We start from the raw sequence: 24003 nt of genomic DNA on the forward strand, positions 1-24003 counted from the left end.
AATAATGGTGTGTCGGGCCGACACACTTTTCGCGCAGCTAGCAGTTCAAGTTAATTTCTATTAGGGAGTAATGATGCAGAAACGATTTAAACAACTGGCGTTGCTGGCTGCCCTCGTGCCGACCTTTGCCTTTGCTCAAGCGCTGCAGAGCCAGGCTCCGTCGGCTCCGGCTGCTGCCGCGGCACCGGTTGATCCGGCCAAGCAGGCTGCAATCAAGGACCTGCTGGACGCAATCGACGCACAGAAGCTGGTCGGCGCAATCGGCAACAGCGCGCAAATGCAAGCAAAGCAACTGGTTCCGGCTATCCTGTCGGACGCGCTGAGCGAAAACAAGACGATGACGGACAAGCAGAAGCAGGCTTCCGTCCCGACGCTGCAAAAGAACGCGGTGCCGAAGCTGGTTGACGGCGCAGGCCAGGTCTTCGCGACGGACAGCTTCCGCCAGGACGCAATGCAAGCTCAGTACGATGCGTACGCAAAGTACTACAGCACGTCGGAAATCAAGGATCTGACCACGTTCTACAAGAGCCCGACCGGCCGCAAATTCATCCAGGTCCAAGACCAGGTTGGCCGCGACGTCGTCAACGGCTTGATGCAAAAGTACATGCCGCAATCGATCAAGGCAACGCGTGACCAGGCCGACAAGGAAGTCGCCTCGGTCAAGCCGGCTAAGTAAGCCTGAGGCGAATCCCGCGTTAAGCGCCACCCGGCGGTCCGATTCCAGGGCCGCTGTGTTTGGCGGGTTGGCGGGGACAATGCGATAATGGCCGTTTGCGCGTGTGCGCAAACGGCCATTATTTTTTCGGCGCGAAATGTCGGATTGTTGCCGTCTGATCGAGCCGTAGCCGGCCAACACCCCGATTTCGTCGTCCGATAGATGTAGCTAGTTTCCAGCAGCTTGTTTTCGCGGCGGTCACTTCGCCGACTCGTGCGCGATTTCGTTCTCGCGCCGCTTTCAGGATCTCACGATGCGCGTCTTTAATTTCTCCGCCGGCCCAGCGGCCATGCCTGAAGAAGTGCTGCGTCAGGCAGCCGACGAGATGCTCAATTGGCAAGGCAGTGGCATGAGCGTGATGGAAATGAGTCATCGCGGGAAAGAGTTCATGTCGATCCACGAGGAGGCGCTCGTCGATCTGCGCGAGTTGCTGGCCGTGCCGGCGAGCCACCGGATCCTGTTTCTGCAAGGCGGTGGTCTCGGCGAAAACGCAATTGTGCCGATGAACCTGCTCGGCGCTAAACCGCGTGCCGATTTTGTCGTCACCGGCTCGTGGTCGCAAAAGTCGCTGAAAGAAGCGCAGAAATACGGCACCGTCCATCTTGCGGCAAGCGGCCAGACGGCTGAAGGTTTCACGCGCGCGCCCGCATTTTCCGAATGGCAATTGTCGGACGACCCCGCTTACGTGCATCTGTGCACGAACGAGACCATTCACGGCGTCGAGACGTTCGAGATTCCCGACTTGGGCGATATACCGCTAGTAGCGGACGCTTCGTCGCACATCCTGTCGCGCCCAATGGACATCGCCAAATACGGTGTGCTGTTCGGCGGCGCGCAGAAGAATATCGGCATGGCCGGTGTGACGGTGGTGATCGTGCGCGAGGACATGCTGGATCGCGCGCAGTCCATTTGCCCGTCGGCATTCGAATGGAAGACCGTCGCCGAGAACAATTCCATGTACAACACGCCGCCCACGTACGCGATCTACATCGCCGGGCTGGTGTTCAAGTGGTTGAAAAAGCAGGGCGGCCTGGCTGCGATAGAAGCGCGTAATCTCGAGAAGTCGAAGCTGTTGTACGACACGATCGACTCGAGCAGCTTCTATCTGAACAAGGTCGAGCGTGGGTCCCGTTCGCGGATGAACGTACCGTTCTTTCTCGCCGACGAGTCCCGCAACGAAGATTTCCTCGCCGGCGCGAAAGCGCGGGGAATGGTGCAGCTGACGGGCCACAAGTCCGTCGGCGGCATGCGGGCGTCGATTTATAACGCCGTCCCGCTCGAAGGCGTCAAAGCGCTTGTCGAATACATGAAGGAATTCGAACAGCGCAGCGCCTGAGCGCTTCAGGTATTTGGCGCGCGCATCCTTTCCAGCACGCATTTTTCCAGCAGCTACCGGCAGGACCGTTTTCACGCATGGACGACGAACTCAATAACCGACTCAAACCTCTTCGCGAACGCATCGACGCGCTCGACGCGCAGCTGATCGCGCTTCTCAATCAGCGCGCGGCGGTGGCGCTCGAAGTCGGCGAGGTCAAGAAGCATTTCAACGCGCCGGTGTTTCGCCCGGAGCGCGAGCAGCAGGTGATCGCGCGTCTGCAGGACATGAGCGAAGGGCCGCTTGCTAGCGAGCATATCAGCGCGATCTGGCGCGAGATCATGGCGGCGAGCCGTGCCCTCGAGAAGACGATCAAGGCCGCGTATCTTGGGCCGGTCGGCACTTATAGCGAGCAGGCGATGCACGAGTACTTCGGTCAGTCGATCGAAGGTTTGCCGTGTCCGTCGATCGACGAAGTGTTCCGCTCCGTCGAAGCAGGCGCCGCCGAATTTGGCGTGGTGCCGGTCGAGAATTCAACCGAAGGCGCGGTATCGCGCACGCTCGATCTGCTGCTGCAAACGCAATTGGCCATCGGCGGCGAACTCGCTTTGCCAATTCATCACAATCTGTTGACGCTGAACGGCGGCCTTGCCGGCGTCACGCGCGTTTGCGCGCACGCTCAGGCGCTCGCGCAATGTCAGCGGTGGCTCGCCACGAACGCGCCGCATCTGGAGCGCCAGGCAGTGTCGAGCAACGCCGAAGCGGCGCGCATGGCGGCGGACGATCCGACCGTCGCGGCTATCGCCGGCGATCGCGCTGCGACTCACTACGGTTTGCAAGTCGCGTATGCGCTGATTCAAGACGACCCGCACAACCGCACACGCTTCGTGATGATAGGCAAGGACCGCACCGGCGCAAGCGGTCATGACCAGACGTCGCTGATCGTGTCGGTGGCCAATGAGCCGGGCGCCGTGTTCAAGCTGCTGGAACCGCTTGCGCGTCACAGCGTTTCGATGACCCGCTTCGAATCGCGTCCCGCGCGCGTGGGCACGTGGGAGTACTACTTCTATATCGACGTCGAAGGACACCGCGACGATCCCGCAGTGGCCGCCGCGCTTACCGAACTCGGCGAGAAGGCTGCATTCCTGAAGATTCTGGGCTCGTATCCGCGTGCGCAATAACGGCCATCGGGCGGCGGATAAGCGTCGATTAACCAGTACGCCGGCGCGCCGGCCGCGAATTTTCTAATAATCGTTCGGAGATTCCATGACAACGTCCTTCGGTCCTTCTTATGTGCGCGCTATTGCGCCTTACATCGCCGGTAAGCCGATTTCGGAAGTGGCGCGCGAGTTCGGGCTGGACGAAGCGAACATCGTGAAACTAGCGTCGAACGAGAATCCGCTCGGTATGCCGGAGTCGGCTAAACGTGCGATGGCGCAGGCTGCAAGCGAGCTGGGCCGCTATCCCGACGCCAACGCATTCGAACTGAAAGCCGCGTTGAGCGAGCGCTACGGCGTGCCGTCCGACTGGATCACGCTCGGCAACGGCAGCAACGACATTCTCGAAATTGCCGCGCACGCGTTCGTCGAGAAAGGGCAGTCGATCATTTACGCGCAGTATTCGTTCGCCGTTTATGCGCTCGCCACGCAGGGCCTCGGTGCGCGCGCAATCGTGGTGCCGGCTGTGAAGTACGGGCACGATCTGGACGCAATGCTGGCCGCGGTCACCGACGACACCCGGCTAATTTTTGTCGCCAATCCGAACAATCCGACCGGCACGTTCATCGAAGGTCCGAAGCTCGAAGCGTTTCTCGACAAGGTGCCGCGCACCGTAGCCGTGGTGCTCGACGAGGCGTACACCGAATACCTGCCGGCGGAAAAGCGCTATGACTCCATCGAGTGGGTGCGCCGTTACCCGAATCTGCTCGTGTCGCGCACGTTTTCAAAGGCGTTCGGTCTTGCGGGCTTGCGTGTCGGCTTTGCAATCGCACAGCCGGAGCTGACTGATCTGCTGAACCGTCTGCGTCAGCCGTTCAATGTGAACACGCTCGCGCAAGCCGCGGCGATTGCCGCGCTCAACGACAAGGCGTTTCTCGATAAGAGCGCGGCGTTGAACGCGCAGGGCTATCGCCGCCTGACTGAAGCGTTCGACAAGCTCGGCCTCGAATACGTGCCGTCAGACGGCAACTTCGTGCTGGTGCGCGTGGGCAACGACGACGCGGCGGGCAATCGTGTGAATATCGAATTGCTGAAGCAGGGCGTGATCGTGCGTCCGGTCGGCAACTACGGGTTGCCGCAGTGGCTGCGCGTCACGATTGGGCTCCCGGAAGAAAACGAAGCGTTTATCGCCGCGCTCGAAAAAACCCTCGCCACCGCCTAGGCGGCGAATCTTAACCCGCGCGCCTCTTGATTTGAAAGGCGCGCTTTTTGTGTGACCGACGTGGCCGCGTTCTCTTTTAACAAGCTAGTGATTTTTGGTGTCGGCCTGATCGGCGGATCGCTTGCGCGCGCGCTGCGCGAGCATGGGGAAGCCGATGGGGCGCGCACGGTGATCGGCGTGGGCCGCTCGGCTGCGTCGAGCGCGCGCGCGGTCGAGCTGGGCGTGATCGACCGCGCGGCGGCGTTGAACGACGACGCTGCCCTGCGCGAAGCGCTTGCCGGCGCGGATGTCGTGCTGCTGGCCGCGCCCGTCGCTCAGACTCAACCGTTGCTCGAATGCATCGCGCCATTTCTCGACGCGAACACGATTATCACCGATGCCGGGAGCACCAAGTCCGACGTCGTGGCCGCCGCCCGTGCCGCACTCGGCGCGCGCATCGGCCAGTTCGTGCCGGGGCATCCGATTGCTGGCCGCGAGGCGAGCGGCGTCGAGGCCGCGTTGCCCGACCTCTACGTCGGCCGCAATGTCGTGCTGTGTCCATTGCCGGAGAATGCTGAGTCTACCGTCGAGCGGATCGCGGCGATGTGGCGCGCGACCGGCGCTCTGGTGCGCGACATGGCTCCGGAGCAGCACGACCGCGTGTTCGCGTCGGTCAGTCATTTGCCGCACGTATTGTCGTTTGCGCTCGTCGAGCAGATTCTCAATTCACCCGATGCCGCGCTGAAATTTTCCTTTGCCGCGGGCGGCTTTCGCGACTTCACGCGCATTGCCGCGTCGAGCCCGGAAATGTGGCGCGACGTGTGCGTGGCGAACCGCGCCGCGCTGCTCGACGAACTCGACGCCTACACGGCGGTTCTCGCGCGCCTGCGCACGGCCATTGAGGCCGCCGACGGCGCCGCGCTCGAAGCCGTGTTTGCCCGCTCACGTGTGGCGCGCACCGAATGGCAGGAACAGCGCGCCGGCGGCGTTGCGCCGAGCGACGCGTCCCAATAACCGGAAACTGGACTCAATCATGGAATTCCTCGATCTCGGACCATTTTCCCGTGCGTCCGGCACGGTTCGTCTGCCTGGCTCGAAGAGCATTTCGAACCGCGTGCTGCTGCTGGCGGCGCTCGCCGAAGGCGAGACGACGATCACGAACCTGCTCGACTCCGACGACACCCGTGTGATGCTGGACGCGCTCGAAAAGCTCGGTGTGCGTCTGAAGCGCGACGGCGACACCTGCGTCGTGACTGGCACGCGCGGCGCTTTCACGGCGCGCACGGCTGATCTGTTCCTCGGCAATGCGGGTACGGCTGTCCGTCCGCTGACCGCGGCGCTCGCGGTGAATGGCGGCGACTATCGCATCCACGGTGTGCCGCGCATGCACGAGCGGCCGATCGGCGATCTCGTGGACGGATTGCGGCAGATCGGCGCGAAGATCGACTACGAGGAGAACGAGGGTTATCCGCCGCTGCGAATCCGTCCGGCGCAGATTTCGGCCGAGGCGCCCATCCGCGTGCGCGGCGACGTCTCGAGCCAGTTCCTCACTTCGCTTCTGATGACGTTGCCGCTTTTGCGTACCGAGAGCGGCGTGAGCACGGTTCAGGTTGACGGCGAACTGATCTCGAAGCCCTACATCGAGATCACGATCAAGCTGATGGCGCGCTTTGGCATCAACGTCGAACGCAACGGCTGGCATCAGTTCATTGTGCCGGCGGGGCAGCGCTATCAGTCGCCGGGTACGATCATGGTGGAAGGTGACGCGTCGTCGGCGTCCTATTTCCTCGCGGCGGGCGCGCTCGGCGGCGGGCCGCTGAAAGTGGAGGGTGTCGGCCGGGCAAGCATTCAGGGCGACGTCGGCTTCGCGGATGCGCTCATCAGGATGGGCGCGAATCTGCAAATGGGCGAGGACTGGATCGAAGTGCGCGGCGTCGGTCATGACAGCGGCAAGCTCGAGCCGATCGACATGGACTTCAATCTGATCCCCGACGCCGCGATGACCATTGCGGTTGCCGCGCTGTTCGCCGACGGCACGACGACGCTGCGCAACATCGCGAGCTGGCGAGTGAAGGAGACGGACCGGATCGCGGCGATGGCAACCGAACTCCGCAAGGTCGGCGCGAAGGTGCAGGAGGGCGAAGACTTCCTCGTGGTCACGCCGCCTGAAAAGCTGATCCCCAACGCGTCGATCGACACCTACGACGACCATCGCATGGCGATGTGTTTTTCACTCGTGAGTCTCGGCGGCGTGCCGGTCCGGATCAACGACCCCAAATGCGTCGGCAAGACATTTCCCGATTATTTCGAGCGCTTCACCGCGCTTGCCCAACCCTGATTCGTGTACGAATCGCCTGACGTGCGACTTTTTCGATGAAACCGATCCGTCCCTTTCACCAGACGCCCGTCATTACGATCGACGGTCCGAGTGCCTCCGGCAAAGGCACCGTGGCCGCGCTGGTTGCCGCGAGCCTTGGCTTCCATTTGCTCGACAGCGGTGCGCTGTACCGACTCGCTGCGCTCGCCAGCATTCGCTACGACGTAGCAGCGGACGACGTGGAAGCGCTTGTAAAACTGATCGACGATCTGCACATCACGTTTCGCGAGAGTCTGGCGCAACTGGACGGCGTCGACGTTTCGGCGGAAATTCGCGCGGAGGAGGTCGGCAGCCGCGCTTCGGCGATCGCCGTGCACGCGCCTGTGCGGGCCGCGCTGGTGGCGCGTCAGCGGGCGTTCCGCAAGGAGCCGGGGCTCGTGGCGGACGGCCGCGATATGGGCACGGTTATCTTCCAGGACGCCGTGCTGAAAGTGTTCATGACGGCCAGCGTGGAAGCCCGCGCGGCGCGGCGGCATAAGCAATTGATACAAAAAGGGTTTTCTGCTAATATAGATGACTTGCTCCGGGATTTGCGTGAGCGCGATGAGCGTGACAGTCAGCGCGCAGCCGCGCCGCTTAAGCCCGCAGCGGATGCAAAGCTGCTCGATACGTCCGCCTTGTCGGTCGATCAGGCGGTCGAGCAGGTGGTGCAATGGTACGAGGCCCTGGTTCCACAAGCGTGACCGAAATGCGCATCAAGCATAGGTCGCGCATAAATGGCGGCCGCGGTCGTAGTTCCATTGTCTGTTGGTGCTTCGCGATGGTCGCGAAGCGTTGTATTAACCCTTTAACCCCGCGTGGCATTCGCATTCTTGCCGTAGTTGCTGACCGTCCGGCCAGCCGGGCAGCGCGAGAACCATGCAAATTTCGATTTTTATGTCCGACCTGCAAACCTCTACCCCGAATACCGAATCTTTTGCGGCTCTGTTCGAAGAGTCGCTGACCAAGCAAGACATGCGCGCCGGCGAAGTGATCTCCGCCGAAGTCGTGCGTGTCGACCACAACTTCGTGGTCGTCAACGCTGGTCTCAAGTCCGAAGCCTACATCCCGCTCGAAGAGTTCCTGAACGACGCGGGCGAGGTAGAAGTGCAGGCGGGCGACTTTGTTTCCGTCGCGATCGACGCGCTGGAAAACGGCTATGGCGACACGATCCTGTCGCGCGACAAGGCGAAGCGTCTGGCTTCGTGGCTGTCGCTGGAAAAAGCGCTCGACAATAACGAACTCGTGACCGGCACGATCACGGGCAAGGTCAAGGGCGGCATGACCGTGATGGTCAACGGCATCCGCGCGTTCCTGCCTGGTTCGCTGGTCGACACGCGTCCGGTCAAGGACACGACCCCGTACGAAGGCAAGACGCTCGAATTCCGCGTCATCAAGCTCGACCGCAAGCGTAACAACGTCGTGCTGTCGCGCCGTGCCGTGATCGAAGCAACGCAAGGCGAAGAGCGCGCCAAGCTGCTCGAAACGCTGAAGGAAGGCGCGATCGTGGAAGGCGTGGTGAAGAACATCACCGACTACGGCGCGTTCGTGGACCTCGGCGGTATCGACGGCCTGCTGCACATCACCGACATCGCATGGCGTCGCGTGCGTCACCCGAGCGAAGTGCTGTCGGTCGGCCAGGAAGTCACCGCGAAGATTCTCAAGTTCGATCAAGAGAAGAACCGCGTTTCGCTGGGCATTAAGCAACTCGGCGACGATCCGTGGGAAGGCATTTCCCGCCGTTACCCGTCGGGCACGCGCCTGTTCGGTAAGGTCACCAACATCACCGACTACGGCGCATTCGTCGAAGTGGAATCGGGCATCGAAGGCCTCGTCCACGTATCTGAAATGGACTGGACGAACAAGAACGTTGCACCGTCGAAGGTTGTGCAGCTGGGCGACGAAGTCGAAGTCATGGTTCTCGAAATCGACGAAGACCGCCGCCGTATCAGCCTCGGCATGAAGCAGTGCAAGCCGAATCCGTGGGACGACTTCAGCCGCAACTTCAAGAAGGGCGACAAGCTGCAAGGCGCAATCAAGTCGATCACCGACTTCGGCGTCTTCATCGGTCTGCCGGGCGGCATCGACGGTCTGGTTCACCTATCGGACCTGTCGTGGTCGGAAACGGGCGAAGAAGCCGTTCGCAAGTACAAGAAGGGCGACGAAGTGGAAGCGATCGTTCTCGGCATCGACGTCGAGAAGGAACGCATTTCGCTGGGCATCAAGCAGCTCGAAGGCGACCCGTTCAGCAACTTCGTTGCAATGAACGACAAGGGTTCGATCGTCGACGGCGTGGTCAAGACGGTGGACGCGAAGGGTGCAGTGGTTCAGCTGTCGACTGAAGTCGAAGGCTACCTGCGCGCTTCGGAAATCGCACAAGACCGCGTGGAAGATGCTCGCAACGTGCTGAAGGAAGGCGACAAGGTCAACGCGATGATCATTAACATCGATCGCAAGTCGCGTGGCATCAACCTGTCGATCAAGGCGAAGGACTCGGCTGAGCAACAGGAAGCGATCCGCGGCCTGGCTTCGTCGGACTCCAGCGCGGCTGCTACGGGCACGACCAACCTCGGCGCACTGCTGAAGGCCAAGCTCGACGGTCAGAACCAGTAATTGAGGAACGCCCCCAAGCTTGCCGCTTTGCGCGGCAGGCACCCCTTCGCGGGGAAACATGGGGGCGGCTCGGCGTTTTCTTGAGAGGTCTGCTGCAGTATGACCAAATCGGAACTGGTCGCCCAACTGGCTACGCGGTTTCCGCAGCTTGTATTAAAAGACGCGGATTTCGCGGTGAAGACGATGCTTGATGCGATGTCAGAGGCGCTTGCCAAAGGTCATCGCATCGAAATTCGAGGTTTCGGCAGCTTTGGCCTGAACCGCCGTCCTTCCCGCGTCGGGCGCAATCCGAAGTCGGGCGAAAAGGTGCTGGTACCTGAGAAGTACGTGCCGCACTTCAAGCCGGGCAAGGAATTGCGCGAGCGGGTCGATCGTCGCGCGGGCGAGCCGTTGAAGGCCGAAGAGCCGGACGACGATCTGTAAATGCTCTGCTGTGCGCTGTGCACTTCACAGCGTGGCTTTGGTAGCATCAGCGGCCAATGCCAGTCGGCAAAAAGAAGAAAATGCGCCTCCGGGCGCTTTTTTTTCGCCTGCGCATTCTGGGTTCCATCGGCAGCCGCCTCAGTGACCACGCCGACGGGCACTTCGCTAGCGCATCGTCAGCCGTGCATTCGATCCGTTCGCTTGTCCTTCAGTCAAATCCCCGTCGGAGCTTTCGCCAGTACCTTTCAGTAAGCCCGCGATCCGCCAGTTCCTGCCCAGCCGCGAGGGCTTCAATTACAATACGGGTCACTTCGGCGCGGGCAACACCGTGGCGCGACGCGTCATCAGGCCGGCGTCACCCCGCAACTGCCGTCAAGAGATCTATTCATGAAATTTATCGTCTGGCTGATCCGTGTACTGGTGTTCGTGCTGCTGCTCGTGCTCGCACTCTCCAATACACAACCCGCTACGCTGAATTTCCTCGCTGGCTACGCATGGTCGGCGCCGCTCATCCTGATTGGCCTCGCATTCTTTGTCGTGGGGCTGCTTGCCGGGCTGGTTTCGGCGATGCCGGCGGTGGTCCGCCTGCGCATGGAGAATGGCCGGCTCAAGCGTGAGTTGCGCGTGGCGCGCGAGGCGCCGGTCGTCGTTGAACAGCCGCCCATGCCGCCGCTGATCTGATTTTGTCGTTCGCCGCGTACATGGTGCGCGGCATTCCATTCCCGCCTTCAGGCTCATTTGCATTCATCGCATGGATCTAGACTTCTGGTGGCTGCTCGTCATACCCGTCGCTTTTGCGTTCGGCTGGATGGCTGCGCGCTACGACCTCAAGACGCTGCTGTCAGAAAGCGCCAATCTCCCGCGCTCGTATTTCCGCGGCCTGAACTTTCTGCTCAACGAACAGCCGGACCAGGCCATTGACGCGTTCATTGAAGTGGTCAAGCTCGACCCTGAAACGGTCGAACTTCACTTCGCGCTGGGCAACCTGTTCCGGCGCCGCGGCGAAACGGACCGCGCGATTCGGGTGCATCAGAATCTTCTCAGTCGCGCGGACCTGCCGGTCAGTGAGCGCGATCACGCGCTCTTTGAACTGGGGCAGGATTTCCTTAAAGCCGGCCTGCTGGACCGCGCGGAAGAAACCTTCCGTTCGCTCGAAACCGGCGACTACGCGTTGGGCGCGCAGCGCGCGCTGCTGACCATCTACGAAATCGAGAAGGACTGGATCAAGTCGATCGACACCGCGCGTCATCTGGAAACGATGGGCGCCGAATCGCTCGAAAAGGAAATTGCACAGTTCCATTGCGAGCTCGCGCAGGAAGCGCTGCAACAGAAAGACGCTGACGAAGCGCGCCGGCAACTCGGATTCGCGCTGAAGGCGAACCCGACCAACGTGCGCGCCACGATCCTGTTCGGCGACGTGGACGCGGCGGCCGGCGCTCAGGAAGCGGCAATCGTGCAGTGGCGGCGCGTCGAAGAACAGAACCCGGCCTATCTGCCGCTCGTCGCCGAGAAGCTGATGAAGGCTTACGAAGCGCTCGGCCGCGCGCAGGAAGGCGCCGATTTGCTCACCACCTGGGTCGATCGCTATCCGACCAACGACCTGCTCGACGTCGCGTATCAGCACGTCGCATCGCTGCGCGGCGCCGACGCGGCGCATGCGCTGGCGCGCTCGCAGATGCAGAAGTCGCCGAACCTCGCGGGTATGACGCGGCTGCTCGAGGCGCAGCAAGCCGTCGCGGAAGAACCGCGGCGCAGCGAACTCGAACTGATGCGCACGCTGATCCGTCAGCGCACCAAAAATCTGCCGCGTTACACGTGCCAGAATTGCGGCTTCAGGGCGCGGCTTTTCTACTGGCAGTGCCCCGGGTGCAGTGGTTGGGAAACCTACGCGCCGCGCCGGGTAGAGCCGATTACCGCGTCGAACTGAGTTCGCGGACGGATTGCACATCGTGTTCATGACCGGCTTCATCGCCGGGAGTCATCACCGGAACCTTCAACCGGAAAGCGTATGAAAATCACCATTATCGGCACTGGCTATGTGGGCCTCGTCACTGGCGCATGCCTCGCTGAAATCGGCAACGACGTATTCTGTCTCGACGTCGATCCGCGCAAGATCGAAATTCTGAACAACGGCGGCGTGCCCATTCACGAGCCGGGCTTGCAGGAAATGATCGCCCGCACGCGCGCGGCTGGCCGCATCACCTTTTCTACTGATATCGAAGCGAGCGTGGCTCACGGCGACGTGCAATTCATCGCCGTCGGCACGCCGCCTGACGAAGACGGCTCGGCCGACCTGCAATACGTGCTGGAAGCCGCGCGCAACATTGGCCGCACGATGAACGGCTTCAAGGTGATCGTCGACAAGTCGACGGTGCCGGTCGGCACGGCACAACGCGTGCGCGCGGTGATCGAAGAAGAACTGGCGAAGCGCGGGCTCGCCGGTAGCGAACAGCACCGCTTCTCGGTCGTGTCGAATCCCGAATTCCTGAAGGAAGGCGCGGCGGTGGACGACTTCATGCGGCCCGACCGCATCGTGCTCGGCAGCGACGAGGACGAAGCCGGCCTGCGCGCGCGCGACCTGATGAAGCGCTTGTACGCGCCGTTTAACCGCAATCACGAACGCACGTTGTACATGGACGTGCGCTCGGCCGAATTCACGAAGTACGCAGCCAATGCGATGCTCGCCACGCGCATCTCGTTCATGAACGAGATGTCGAATCTCGCGGATCGTGTCGGAGCGGACATCGAGGCGGTGCGCCGCGGCATCGGCTCCGACCCGCGTATCGGCTATGACTTCCTCTATGCCGGTTGCGGATACGGCGGCTCGTGTTTCCCGAAGGACGTTCAGGCGCTGATTCGCACTGCGAGCGAAAGCGGCCACAACCTGCGCATTCTCGAGGCCGTCGAGGAAGTGAACTACATGCAGAAAGACCTGCTCGTGCGCAAGATCGCGCATAAGTGGGGCAACGACCTGACCGGCCGCACGTTCGCCGTATGGGGCCTCGCGTTCAAGCCGAATACCGACGACATGCGCGAAGCGCCGAGCCGCCGCGTGATCGCGGAACTGCTCGCGCGCGGCGCTAGCGTGCGCGCGTACGATCCGGTCGCCGTCGCCGAAGCGCGGCGCGTCTTCGCGATGGATTTACACGACTTGCCGGAACAACTTGCGCGTCTGACTTTCACGAGCACGCAGGACGAAACGCTGACAGGCGCCGACGCGTTGGTAATCGTCACCGAATGGAAGGAGTTCAAGAGCCCGGATTTCGCCCATCTGAAATCCGTTCTCAAGTCGCCAGTCATCTTCGACGGTCGCAATCTGTACGAGCCTGATGCCATGAATGAACTTGGCATCGACTACCACTCGATTGGACGTCCTTATGCCCAGCCTTCTGAACTTGCGGCCGATGCCTGAAATCATGCCCGAATCCGCCACCTCCACGCCGTCGCCCGCACTGACTGTGGTGCCGCGCGAGCAACTTGCAGCCGCGCGCGTCCTCGTGGTTGGCGACGTGATGCTCGACCGCTACTGGTTCGGCGACGTCAATCGTATTTCGCCGGAAGCGCCGGTCCCGGTCGTACACGTGCAGCGTCAGGAAGACCGGCTTGGCGGCGCGGCGAACGTCGCGCGCAATGCGGTGGCGCTCGGCGCGCAGGCGGGCCTGCTGTGTGTCGTCGGTCATGACGAACCGGGCGAGCGCATCGTGCAGTTGCTCGGCGAGAGCGGCGTGAATCCGCATCTCGAACGCGATCCGGCGCTTCTCACGACCATCAAGCTGCGCGTGCTGTCGCGTCAGCAACAGTTGCTGCGCGTCGATTTCGAGAACTCGCCGGCGCATGAGGTGCTGCTCGCCGGCCTCGCGCGCTTCGACGAATTGCTGCCTTCGCACGACGTGATCCTCATGTCCGACTATGCGAAGGGCGGCCTGACCCACGTCACGCAGATGATCGCGAGGGCGCATGCCGCCGGTAAGCCCGTGCTGGTCGATCCGAAGGGCGACGACTGGGAGCGTTATCGCGGCGCCACGTTGATCACGCCGAATCGCGCGGAATTGCGCGAGGTGGTTGGTCAGTGGAAATCGGAAGAAGACCTGACCGAGCGCGTGCGCAAACTGCGCACCGATCTCCAGTTCAAGGCATTGCTGCTCACACGTTCAGAAGAAGGCATGACGCTCTTCTCCGACGACGGCATCCTGCACACGTCGGCTGTTGCGCGCGAAGTGTATGATGTTTCAGGTGCGGGCGACACTGTGATCGCCACGCTCGCGGCCATGCTGGGCGCGGGTCTCACGCTGGTCGAAGCGGTCGGTCTCGCCAATCGCGCGGCGGGCATCGTGGTCGGCAAACTCGGCACGGCCACTGTCGACTACGACGAACTCTTTCATTGATGCGGCCCGCCTGATCCTTTGCAGGCCTGCGGGCCGGCGCAAAAGGATCGGCGGGGCGTCGACTGAACCTGTCGATCGGGCGTCGGCGCCTGAGCGCCCAGTCCGATCTCATGCAAGGCTCATAACCGCGGGACCATCATGACTCTCATCGTCACCGGCGCGGCCGGCTTTATCGGCAGCAACCTCGTGAAAGCGCTGAACGAGCGCGGCGAACAACGCATCATCGCCGTAGACAATCTGACGCGCGCAGACAAGTTCAAGAACCTCGTCGACTGTGAAATCGACGACTATCTCGACAAGACCGAATTCATCGAACGTTTCAAGCGCGGCGATTTCGGTCGCGTGCGGGCCGTTTTCCACGAAGGCGCCTGTTCGGACACGATGGAAACGGACGGCCGCTACATGATGGACAACAATTTCCGCTATAGCCGCGACGTGCTCGATATCTGCCTCGCGCAGAACATCCAGTTCCTGTATGCGTCTTCGGCAGCGACGTATGGCGGCTCGAGCCGTTTCGTCGAAGAGCGCGAAGTCGAGCAGCCGTTGAACGTGTACGGTTATTCGAAGTTCCTGTTCGATCAGGTGATTCGCCGCGTGCTGCCCGCCGCGAAAAGCCAGATTGCCGGCTTTCGCTACTTCAACGTCTATGGGCCTCGCGAAACGCATAAGGCGCGCATGGCGTCGGTCGCGTTTCACAACTTCAACCAGTTCCGCGCCGAGGGCAAGGTCAAGCTGTTCGGCGAATACAACGGCTACGCCGCGGGCGAGCAAACGCGCGATTTCGTTTCCGTCGAAGACGTGGTGAAGGTCAACCTGTTCTTCTTCGACCATCCTCACAAGTCGGGCATCTTCAATCTGGGCAGCGGCCGCGCGCAACCGTTCAACGACATTGCGAGCACGGTGGTCAACACGCTGCGCTCGCTGAGCAACGAGCCGCCGCTTTCGCTTGCCGATCAGGTGCAACGCGGGCTGATCGAATACATCCCGTTCCCCGATGCGTTGCGCGGCAAGTATCAGTGCTTCACGCAAGCGGATTTGTCGAAGCTGCGCGCGGCCGGCTACGACGCGCCGTTCCTGAGCGTGCAGGAAGGTGTCGATCGTTACGTACGTTGGCTATTCGGCCAGGTGTAAATAATTCGGATACCTCTTTAAACTGGAATCTCCCGGTTGGTGATGTCGCCAACCGGTTGTACGAGGGAGATTCCATATGTTTCAAAAAATTCTGGTTACCGCGGCCATGCTCGCCGCTTTCGGCCACGCGTATGCGTCGGTCGACGTCAACACGGCTAACGAGGACGCGCTGCGCGGCATCAAAGGCATCGGTCCTGCCAAGGCGAAGGCCATTCTCGAAGAGCGTTCAGCGCATGGTCCATTCAAGGACCCGACCGATCTCGGCAAACGCGTCAAGGGCATGGGCGGGCATACCGTCGAGCGCCTGCAAACGGAGGGTCTCGCTGTCGGTCCGGCTGGCGCGGCTGCTGGCCCGCAGGTTGCGGCGTCTTCACAGACCAAAGGCGCGGCCGTTGCGGCCAATACGTCAAAAGGCGCCACCACAGTGGCGGTGAAGAAATAGTCTGACGCGCGTCGGCCGCGCGGTGCCGGTTGCACCGCGCGCGATTCGCCATCGTATTCCCTTCATGGTCGGAGCCGGCAACAGCGCTCCTTAAGCTGTCATTCGCATGACTGGCTCCCGCGGTACTCAGCCGCGGGCTTTTTGCGTGACGAGGCGGACTGCATCCATGTCGGCAGAAGGGCCGCACGGCAGCCGTAGGCCCGGTGGTTTAGAATCGATGAATTCAGACTCCGCGCATCGACAGCAATAGAACCGATATGGCTTACAAAACGATTGAAGACACGATCGGCAATACGCCGCTCGTGCAACTCGTCCGGCTAACCGACGACGAGATCCGCGGCCGCAATAATGTGATCCTCGCCAAGCTCGAGGGCAACAATCCAGCGGGTTCGGTGAAGGATCGCCCGGCGTTGTCTATGATCAAGAAAGCGGAAGCGCGCGGCCGTATCAAACCGGGTGATACGCTGATCGAATCGACGAGCGGCAATACCGGCATTGCGCTCGCTATGGCGGCTGCGATCCGCGGCTACAAGATGGTTCTGATCATGCCGGAAGACCTGTCGGTGGAGCGACGTCAGAGCATGGCGGCGTATGGCGCACAAATTATCCTCACGCCTGTCACCGGCGGCATGGAATACGCGCGCGATCTGGCCGAACAGATGCAGCGCGACGGCAAGGGCATCATCCTCGATCAATTTGCGAACCCGGACAATCCGGCGGCGCATATCGAAGGCACCGGCCCGGAAATCTGGCGCGATACCGAAGGGCGCATCACGCACTTCGTGTCGTCCATGGGCACGACGGGCACGATCATGGGCGTGTCCACTTTTCTGAAGCAACAGAACGAGGCGATTGAAATCGTCGGCGCGCAACCGGAGGAAGGCTCGCGTATTCCCGGCATCCGCAAATGGCCGGAGGCGTATATGCCGAAGATTTTCGACCGTAGCCGGGTCGACCGCGTCGAGAACGTGGGCCAGGCCGCGGCCGAAGCGATGGCACGCCGCCTTGCGTCCGTCGAAGGCATCTTCGCGGGCATCTCGTCAGGCGGGGCGTGTGAGGTGGCGTTGCGGGTTGCGCGTCAGGTTGAGAACGCGACCATCGTGTTCATTGTTTGTGATCGCGGCGACCGTTATTTGTCTACGGGCGTGTTTCCGGCTTAAGCGGACAACCGGGCCTCGGCTCTCGCTTAACAGCCACAGCCACAGCCACAGCCACAGCCACAGCCGAAAAAGCGCCTACTGAACTGCGCCCCAAAGGTTGGATCGGTGTCCAACTCCTGGAGCGCAAATCAACCGGCGCTTTTTTTATCACCACACCCAAACGAGCCAACGGCTCACTTCACGAATTACTGAGAAGCTGCGCTCGGCGGTGCCGCGTTGTTCAAGGCATTGGCCGGATTAGCGGCGTCGCTCGCTTGCATCTGCGACTTGATGCGCTCCCCCAGCTGATAAACCGCGAGCGCATAAAAGAAGCTGCGGTTATAGCGCGTAAGCACGTAGAAGTTTTTGAGGCCCAGCATAAATTCGGTGCCGCGTCCCGGCGACGGCAAGTCGACCACCGTCACAGGCGTTCCCGCCTCCGACGCGACATTCAAGTCCGGCTCATTGAGCAGCAGCCCCGCGCGCAACAACTGGGCGAGCGGCCAATGCGGCTCCGGCGCGCCGTCGGCAGCGGCTTGTGCGACGCCGAGGCTGCCGGCGTCCGTTCCGATCTTCCATACGACGGGCCGGCCGTTTTCCCAGCCGTTCTGCCGCAGATAGTTGGCCACACTGCCGATTGCATCTGCCTGGCTCGTGCGCAGATCGATTTCCTTGTTGCCGTCGTAGCTCACCGCATACTGCACGATGCTGCTCGGCAGGAATTGCGGAATGCCGATCGCGCCGGTATACGAGCCGAGCACCGTGGTCGGATCGATCTGCGAATCGCGCGTCCACACCAGGTAGTCTTCGAGATTTTTGCGGAAGGTCGCCTGACGGTCCGCGCGATTAACCGTGTTCGGGTAGTCGAAACTGAGCGTGGTCAGCGCATCGAGCACGCGGAAGTTGCCCATGAAGCGCCCATAAATCGTTTCCACGCCGAGAATGCCGACGATCACCTCCGGCGGCACGCCAAATTCCTCGTACGCGCGTTGCAGCGTGGCCTGATTCGCGCGCCAGAAGCGGATGCCCGCGTTGATGCGGATCTGATCGAGAAAGCGCGACTGGTACACACGCCAGTTCTTTACCGCGGGCGAGGGCGACGGCGTCACGAGCTTCACCGCGGTCGCCGAGTAACTCACGCCGGAAAAAAGCGAGTGCAGCGACGATGCGTCGAAGTCGTAGCGCGCCACCATGTCGTTGATGAACGCATCGACATTCGCGTTGTTCGCGTAGCGCTGGGGGATGATCTCTTCTTCAAACGTTTGCCCTTGCGGGACCGCGCTTTGCGGCTGTGCCTGAGCGAGCAGCGCCGGCGGTTTCTTGCCGGCGCTCTGCGCGAGAGCCGGAGTGGTTGCCATGAACATGCACGATGCGATGGAGAGTGCGGCGGCGATGGTTCGGGTGCTGAGCCGGATTCGTGCAGACAGGGCAAGCTTGACGGTCATAGTGAGCTGGGGGCGCAGTGCGAAAGGACGAAGACAGGAGGAAAACGGATCGGGGCAGTATACCCGAGGCCTTCTGCGAAACTGTGCCGGGCGCGTCACAGCCACGTCGTGTGGTAACTTGACGAGTGTTGGCGCGCCGTGGGCGCGCGCCCCTGGATGGAGACACGCCGCGCACGCTTCTAAGGCGACGCGCCGCAGAAGAAAATCATGGCAACAGGCTTCTATTCCCACGCCGACTGTCTGCTGCACGACATGGGGCAATGGCATCCCGAATGCCCGGCACGGCTGCAGGCCATCGAAGATCAGTTGATCGCGAGCCGCATCGACGCATTGATCGAACGCGAGTCGCCGCCGCTCGCCGACGAAGCGGCGCTGCTGCGCGTGCACACGCAGGCGCACGTCGATTACGTACGCAGCCTGTCGCCCGCGGAAGGCATGGCTGAGATCGACCCCGACACGTCGATGAATCCGCATACGTTGCAGGCGGCGCTACGCGCTGCCGGCGCCGCGGTGGCGGCCACCGACGCGGTCATCGAAGGGCGCTTCGACAACGCCTTCTGCAGTGTGCGCCCGCCCGGTCATCACGCCGAGCCCGCGCGTGCGATGGGCTTCTGCTTCTTCAACAATGTCGCGATCGCCGCGCGTCATGCGCTCGAGGTGCACGGCTTGCAGCGCGTCGCGATCATCGACTTCGACGTGCACCACGGCAACGGCACCGAGGCAGCCTTTTCCGGCGACTCGCGCGTGCTGATGTGCAGCATCTTCCAGCATCCGTTCTATCCGTTCACCGGCGCCGACAATCAGGCGCCCAACATGTGCAATGTGCCGATGCCGGCGCGCTCGAAAGGCATGGCCGTGCGCGAGGCGGTGGACATGCTGTGGCTGCCGCGTCTGAATGAATTCAAGCCTGAAATGCTGTTCATTTCCGCGGGCTTCGATGCGCATCGCGAGGACGATCTGGGAAACATGGGCCTCGTCGAAGACGACTACGTGTGGATCACCGAGCAGATGCGCGACATCGCGAAACGCTATGCGGGCGGGCGGATCGTGAGTTGCCTCGAAGGAGGCTACAACCTGTCCGCGCTTGGACGCAGCGTCGTCGCACACGTGCGCGCCCTAGCCGAAATCTGACGAGTCGCCGCACCGCATGCTGCGGCCGCCGGTCACTGAAATGGAGCGAGCCATGAATGCCGATGCGCTGAGCGCTTCGCTGATCCAAACGGAATCGGACGCGTACGGCGTGCCCGGCGTCGTCCGTCTGACGATGAACCGGCCCGACGCCTTCAATGCACTCTCGGAGTCTTTGCTCGACGCATTGCAGCAAGCGTTGAACGCACTCGCTGGATCGCCAGCGCGCGTGGTCGTGATCGCCGGCGCCGGACGCGCGTTCTGCGCGGGACACGATCTGAAGGAGATGCGTGCGTCGCCGTCGCTTGAGTATTACCAGGCACTGTTCGCCCGCTGCACGAAACTCATGATGACGATCCAGCGCCTGCCGCAGCCGGTGATCGCGCGTGTCCACGGCGTTGCGACGGCGGCCGGCTGCCAGCTGGTCGCCATGTGCGATCTCGCCGTGGCTTCCGATACTGCGCGCTTTGCGGTCTCGGGCGTGAATCTCGGGCTGTTCTGCGCGACGCCGTCGGTCCCGCTGTCGCGCAATCTGTCGCGTAAGGCCGCGCTTGAAATGCTGTTGACCGGCGATTTCATCGATGCGGCCGAGGCCAGGCAACAGGGCCTCGTCAATCGCGTGGTGCCCACGGACTCGCTCGATGCCGAAGTGGCAAGGCTCGCCACTAGCATTTGCGCGAAGCCCGTCGAAGCCGTGAGTGCCGGCAAGGGACTCTTCTACCGGCAGCTCGAAATGGGTATTGAAGCCGCGTACCAGCTCGCCGGCCAGACTATGGCCTGCAACATGATGGACGACTCGGCGCTAGAAGGTGTGCAGGCATTCATCGACAAGCGCCCGCCCGACTGGAATCGCTAACGCACGTGCTCCACTCGCTGATCGATCCACTCGATCAGTTCGCCGATAACCCGGTCGCGGTCCATGTCGTTCATCGTCTCGTGAAAGCTGCCTTCGTAGAGCCGCAGCGTCTTGTCGGCCGAGCCGGCGTGCTGACCGAAGTCGCGGCTGCCTTCAGGTTCGGTGAGCTTGTCGGCGGTGCCGTGAAAGACGAGGAGCGGCATGCGCAGCGCCGCTCGGCGAGATTCGATGCGCGTCATTGCCAGCAGCAATTCCGCTCCCGTGCGTGCCGGAATCGCACCGTGATGCACGAGCGGGTCGTTGCGGTTCGCGTCTACCACGGCTGGCAGGCGCGAGAGCAGGGCGGCGTCGATTTTCATCGCCGGGAAGCCCGGCCAGACGCTGCTGATGACCTGGCTCAGCTTGAGCATCCAGCGAGGCACGTCGCGGCCAGGCGCGAGCGCAGGGCTCGACAGGATCAGGCCGCTCACGAAGCCGCCGCGCTCATCGCGAGCGGGGCCGAGACGCTCGATCGCGTACAGCGCGGCCACCGCGCCGCCCATGCTATGGCCCATCAGAAATAGCGGTACATGCGGATGGGCTTGCGCAGCGGCGCCGAACAAAGCCTGCGCATCGAGCAGGTAATCGTCGAACCTTTCGACGTATGCGCGCCTGCCGGGTGCCCGGCCGTGGCCGCGTAAGTCGATTGCCAGCAGTTCGACGCCGACCGCATTGAGGCGGGCAGCCAGCGCCGAATAGCGGCCCGCATGCTCGGCCAATCCGTGGATCAGCGCAACCGTTGCGCGGGGCGTTCCGGTGGCAGGCCAGCGGAATAGCGGCAATTCCACGTTATCTGCCGTGGCGACCGAGGAGCGCAGAGGCCCGACGCTGTCCGCGCCGTTCTGGTCGACCGTGGCGATTCTGTTTTGGGAAGTTCCCATAACGGCACGTCCGTTGAACTTGACTCCGCGAGATCATAGACCGACGCCATGCTGCGCGGGCAGCGTGCCGCACACGCGCTCCTCTAATGTCTATTAGTTATGAAAAAATCGAAATTGATTATTAAAGCGAATGTCAGGGCTACGGTAGAATCGCGGGCTCAAATCCCAATAAAAGTAACGGCGGCCGCTTGATCGGGGGAGCGCACCACGCTCGTCGGCAACTCCGCCGTTTCGTTTTTCCATGATCGAAATACGCAATATCTCTCAGCGGTTCGCCGGACCCCGGGGCTGGGTCGAGGCGCTGCACAACGTCAACCTGTCGATTCCCGCGGGCGAGGTGTTCGGCATCATCGGCCGCAGCGGCGCCGGCAAGAGCACGCTCGTGCGTACGATCAACCTGCTGACGCGTCCCACGGAAGGCAATATCGTCGTCGACGGCCGCGATCTGACCACGCTGCCCGCCGCGCAATTGCGCGAAGCGCGCCGCGAAATCGGCATGATCTTCCAGCATTTCAACCTGCTGTCGTCGCGCACGGTGTACGAGAACGTCGCGTTGCCGCTCGAACTCGCCGGCATGAAGCGCGACGAAATCGAGGCGAATGTGGTGCCGCTGCTCGACCTGGTGGGATTGTCCGCGCAGAAGGATCGTTACCCCGCGCAAATCAGCGGCGGGCAGAAGCAGCGCGTAGGCATCGCGCGGGCTCTGGCAAGCAAGCCGAAGGTGCTGCTCTCGGATGAAGCGACTTCCGCGCTTGATCCCGAAACCACCCGGGCCATTCTCGAACTGCTCAAGCGCATCAATCGCGAACTGAACCTGACCATTGTGCTGATCACGCATCAGATGGATGTGATCAAGCAGGTTTGCGACCGCGTCGCCGTGCTCGACGCGGGCCGCGTTGTCGAAGAGGGCAAGGTGATCGACGTGTTCCTTCAGCCGCACCACGAAGTCACGCGCGCGCTGATCGGCGACGTGATCGCACAGGAACTGCCGCCCGCGATGAAGGCGCGCGTCGCCGAGCGTCTGAAGACCGGCAGCGGTCACTTGCTGCGCCTCGCGTTCACCGGTTCGGGCGTCGACCAGCCGATTCTCTCTGAGACGATCCGCCGCTATGAACTCGACTTCAACATCCTGCACGGCCAGATCGACGAGATCCAGGGGCAGGCGTTTGGCTCACTCGCGGTGCTCGCGGGCGGCGAACCGGCGAAAGTGGCGCAGGCGCTCGCGTATCTGCGCGAACAGGGTGTGGTGGTGGAGGAGCTCTCGTATGTTGAGTGAAATGTTCGATATGTTCGTCCAGTCGTTCTGGGAAACGCTCGTCATGGTAGGTATTTCCGGGCTGGTCGGCGCGGCGGTCGGTTTGCCCCTCGGCGTGCTGCTGTATCTGACGGACCGTCAAGGTGTATTGCAGAACGTCGCGGTGAATCGAGCAATGGGCGTGGTCGTGAATGCGGTGCGCTCGACGCCGTTCATCATCCTGCTCGTGGCGGTGATTCCGTTCACGCGGCTCGTCGTCGGATCGTCGATCGGTACGGCCGCGGCCGTCGTACCGCTGACGATTGCTGCGGCGCCGTTCATCGCGCGTCTCGTCGAAACGGCGCTGCGGGAAGTCGATCGCGGTCTGATCGAGGCTGCGCAGGCGATGGGCGCGACCACCAGCCAGATCGTATTCAAGGTGTTGTTGCCAGAATCGCTGCCGGGCGTGGTCGCCGGCTTGACGATCACGTTCGTCTCACTGGTCGGCTATTCGGCGATGGCGGGCGCAATCGGCGGCGGCGGTCTCGGCGACCTGGGCATTCGCTACGGGTATCAGCGTTTTCTGCCGGAAGTGATGTTGACGGTCGTCGTGATTCTGATCGTCTTCGTGCAGTTGGTGCAGTCGTTCGGGGATTGGCTCGTGCGTCGTCTGAGCCATAAATAAATCAAAAGGTCCATCATGCAACGTCGTTTCATTCTCAAGCTGGTCGCGGCACTCGGGGCCGCGTCGCTGTTCGCCGCCAATGCGGCTCACGCTGAAGACACGATCAAGGTCGGTGTCACCGGCGGTCCGCACGCGCAGATCATGGAAGTCGTGAAAACCGTCGCGGCGAAGAACGGCCTGAACATCAAGATCATCGAATTCTCCGATTACGTGCAGCCGAACGCGGCGCTCGCGGGCGGCGATCTGGACGCGAACAGCTATCAGCATGACCCGTACTTGCAGGCGCAGGTCAAAGACCGTGGCTACAAGCTGATTCGCGTCGCCGATACGGTCACCTATCCGATGGGTATCTATTCGAAGAAAGTGAAGACGCTGGCGGAACTGAAGCCGGGCGCGAAAATCGCGGTGCCGAACGATCCGACCAACGGCGGCCGGGCGCTCCTGCTACTGCAAAAGCAGGGGCTCCTGAAGCTGCGCGCCGAGGCGGGCCTGAAGGCTACGCCGCTCGACATCGTCGACAATCCGAGGAAGCTGAAAATCGTCGAACTCGACGCCGCGCAGATTCCGCGCTCGCTCAACGATGTGGACGCTGCGGCGATCAACACCAACTTCGCGATGGAAGCGGGTCTGAAGCCGAAGCAGGACGCGATTGCAATCGAAGATCCGAAGGGTCCGTACGTGAACGTGATCGCGATCCGCGAGGCCGATAAAAACAAGCCTTGGGTGGCGAAGCTGGTGGCGGCCTACCATTCGCCGGAAGTGAAGCAGTTTGTCGAGGGCAAGTTCGGCGGCTCGGTAGTCACGGCGTGGTGATCTGACAGGTTCAGACACCCAAAGACACGCCGGCGATATGAGAAT

General features: G+C 62.1%; 23 protein-coding genes. 21 read left to right on the plus strand and 2 right to left on the minus strand.

The features are described 5' to 3' along the window. Positions 1-73 precede the first annotated feature (73 nt). From F759_RS0136045 to cysM, 16 genes are all read left to right on the plus strand, one after another. Complete coding sequence (locus tag F759_RS0136045; RefSeq protein WP_027803998.1) at positions 74-676, plus strand: DUF2059 domain-containing protein; 603 nt, start codon at positions 74-76, stop codon at positions 674-676. Between the two features lie 292 nt (positions 677-968). Further along, positions 969-2051 (plus strand): 3-phosphoserine/phosphohydroxythreonine transaminase, encoded by a 1083-nt coding sequence (gene serC, locus F759_RS0136050; RefSeq protein ID WP_027803999.1) that lies wholly within the window; start codon positions 969-971, stop codon positions 2049-2051. Positions 2052-2128: 77 nt separating this feature from the next. Continuing rightward, positions 2129-3211: a prephenate dehydratase gene (gene pheA, locus F759_RS0136055; RefSeq protein WP_027804000.1), complete on the plus strand. Its 1083-nt coding sequence runs from the start codon at positions 2129-2131 to the stop codon at positions 3209-3211. Between the two features lie 85 nt (positions 3212-3296). Further along, positions 3297-4409: a histidinol-phosphate transaminase gene (gene hisC, locus F759_RS0136060; RefSeq protein WP_027804001.1), complete on the plus strand. Its 1113-nt coding sequence runs from the start codon at positions 3297-3299 to the stop codon at positions 4407-4409. 51 nt (positions 4410-4460) lie between these two features. Further along, positions 4461-5402: a prephenate dehydrogenase gene (locus tag F759_RS0136065; RefSeq protein WP_027804002.1), complete on the plus strand. Its 942-nt coding sequence runs from the start codon at positions 4461-4463 to the stop codon at positions 5400-5402. Positions 5403-5421: 19 nt separating this feature from the next. Further along, on the plus strand, positions 5422-6726 hold the full coding sequence (gene aroA, locus F759_RS0136070) for a 3-phosphoshikimate 1-carboxyvinyltransferase (protein WP_027804003.1): 1305 nt from the start codon (positions 5422-5424) through the stop codon (positions 6724-6726). Positions 6727-6761: 35 nt separating this feature from the next. Then, positions 6762-7448, plus strand: a complete 687-nt coding sequence (gene cmk / locus F759_RS0136075) for a (d)CMP kinase (protein WP_027804004.1) — start codon at positions 6762-6764, stop codon at positions 7446-7448. Between the two features lie 175 nt (positions 7449-7623). Continuing rightward, the gene (gene rpsA / locus F759_RS0136080) at positions 7624-9357 is read left to right on the plus strand and encodes a 30S ribosomal protein S1 (protein ID WP_006050254.1); all 1734 of its coding nucleotides are present in this window, start codon (positions 7624-7626) and stop codon (positions 9355-9357) included. Between the two features lie 99 nt (positions 9358-9456). Further along, on the plus strand, positions 9457-9780 hold the full coding sequence (locus tag F759_RS0136085; RefSeq protein ID WP_006050255.1) for an integration host factor subunit beta: 324 nt from the start codon (positions 9457-9459) through the stop codon (positions 9778-9780). A 387-nt stretch (positions 9781-10167) separates the two neighbouring features. Beyond that, positions 10168-10461 carry a LapA family protein gene (locus F759_RS0136090; protein ID WP_027804005.1) on the plus strand — a complete coding sequence of 98 codons (294 nt, stop codon included), beginning with the start codon at positions 10168-10170 and terminating at the stop codon, positions 10459-10461. A gap of 70 nt (positions 10462-10531) precedes the next feature. After that, positions 10532-11707, plus strand: coding sequence for a lipopolysaccharide assembly protein LapB (gene lapB, locus F759_RS0136095; RefSeq protein WP_027804006.1), 1176 nt, complete (start codon positions 10532-10534; stop codon positions 11705-11707). Between the two features lie 81 nt (positions 11708-11788). Further along, a complete protein-coding gene (locus tag F759_RS0136100) occupies positions 11789-13192 on the plus strand; it encodes a UDP-glucose dehydrogenase family protein (RefSeq protein ID WP_027804007.1) in 1404 nt (467 codons plus the stop codon). Continuing rightward, positions 13158-14165: a D-glycero-beta-D-manno-heptose-7-phosphate kinase gene (gene rfaE1 / locus F759_RS39990; protein WP_051377606.1), complete on the plus strand. Its 1008-nt coding sequence runs from the start codon at positions 13158-13160 to the stop codon at positions 14163-14165. Before F759_RS0136100 ends, rfaE1 begins: the two co-directional genes overlap by 35 nt. Before the next feature lie 138 nt (positions 14166-14303). Then, positions 14304-15296, plus strand: a complete 993-nt coding sequence (gene rfaD, locus F759_RS0136110) for an ADP-glyceromanno-heptose 6-epimerase (protein WP_027804008.1) — start codon at positions 14304-14306, stop codon at positions 15294-15296. A gap of 76 nt (positions 15297-15372) precedes the next feature. After that, positions 15373-15738, plus strand: coding sequence for a ComEA family DNA-binding protein (locus F759_RS0136115; protein ID WP_027804009.1), 366 nt, complete (start codon positions 15373-15375; stop codon positions 15736-15738). A 257-nt stretch (positions 15739-15995) separates the two neighbouring features. Continuing rightward, positions 15996-16898: a cysteine synthase CysM gene (cysM, locus tag F759_RS0136120; protein WP_027804010.1), complete on the plus strand. Its 903-nt coding sequence runs from the start codon at positions 15996-15998 to the stop codon at positions 16896-16898. A 185-nt stretch (positions 16899-17083) separates the two neighbouring features. On the opposite strand, the gene mltB is transcribed toward cysM, so the two are convergent. Continuing rightward, positions 17084-18241, minus strand: coding sequence for a lytic murein transglycosylase B (gene mltB, locus F759_RS0136125; protein ID WP_027804011.1), 1158 nt, complete (start codon positions 18239-18241; stop codon positions 17084-17086). Positions 18242-18529: 288 nt separating this feature from the next. On the opposite strand from mltB, the gene F759_RS0136130 reads away from it, so the two are divergent. Next, positions 18530-19453 (plus strand): histone deacetylase family protein, encoded by a 924-nt coding sequence (locus F759_RS0136130; RefSeq protein WP_027804012.1) that lies wholly within the window; start codon positions 18530-18532, stop codon positions 19451-19453. A 52-nt stretch (positions 19454-19505) separates the two neighbouring features. After that, positions 19506-20306 carry an enoyl-CoA hydratase gene (locus F759_RS0136135; RefSeq protein WP_027804013.1) on the plus strand — a complete coding sequence of 267 codons (801 nt, stop codon included), beginning with the start codon at positions 19506-19508 and terminating at the stop codon, positions 20304-20306. Here the strand turns inward: F759_RS0136135 and F759_RS0136140 are convergent. Continuing rightward, positions 20303-21226, minus strand: coding sequence for an alpha/beta hydrolase (locus tag F759_RS0136140; protein ID WP_027804014.1), 924 nt, complete (start codon positions 21224-21226; stop codon positions 20303-20305). The genes F759_RS0136135 and F759_RS0136140 overlap by 4 nt on opposite strands. A gap of 241 nt (positions 21227-21467) precedes the next feature. Here F759_RS0136140 and F759_RS0136145 point away from each other — a divergent pair, with 241 nt between their 5' ends. Genes F759_RS0136145 through F759_RS0136155 form a run of 3 tightly spaced genes read left to right on the plus strand, consistent with a single transcriptional unit; the run spans position 21468 to position 23958 of the window. Next, complete coding sequence (locus F759_RS0136145; protein WP_027804015.1) at positions 21468-22502, plus strand: methionine ABC transporter ATP-binding protein; 1035 nt, start codon at positions 21468-21470, stop codon at positions 22500-22502. Continuing rightward, positions 22492-23145, plus strand: coding sequence for a methionine ABC transporter permease (locus F759_RS0136150; RefSeq protein WP_027804016.1), 654 nt, complete (start codon positions 22492-22494; stop codon positions 23143-23145). Before F759_RS0136145 ends, F759_RS0136150 begins: the two co-directional genes overlap by 11 nt. 15 nt (positions 23146-23160) lie before the next feature. Continuing rightward, positions 23161-23958 (plus strand): MetQ/NlpA family ABC transporter substrate-binding protein, encoded by a 798-nt coding sequence (locus tag F759_RS0136155; RefSeq protein ID WP_027804017.1) that lies wholly within the window; start codon positions 23161-23163, stop codon positions 23956-23958. The last annotated feature ends 45 nt before the right edge of the window (positions 23959-24003 follow it).

The organism is Paraburkholderia dilworthii (assembly GCF_000472525.1).
In the GTDB taxonomy this organism is placed as follows: domain Bacteria; phylum Pseudomonadota; class Gammaproteobacteria; order Burkholderiales; family Burkholderiaceae; genus Paraburkholderia; species Paraburkholderia dilworthii.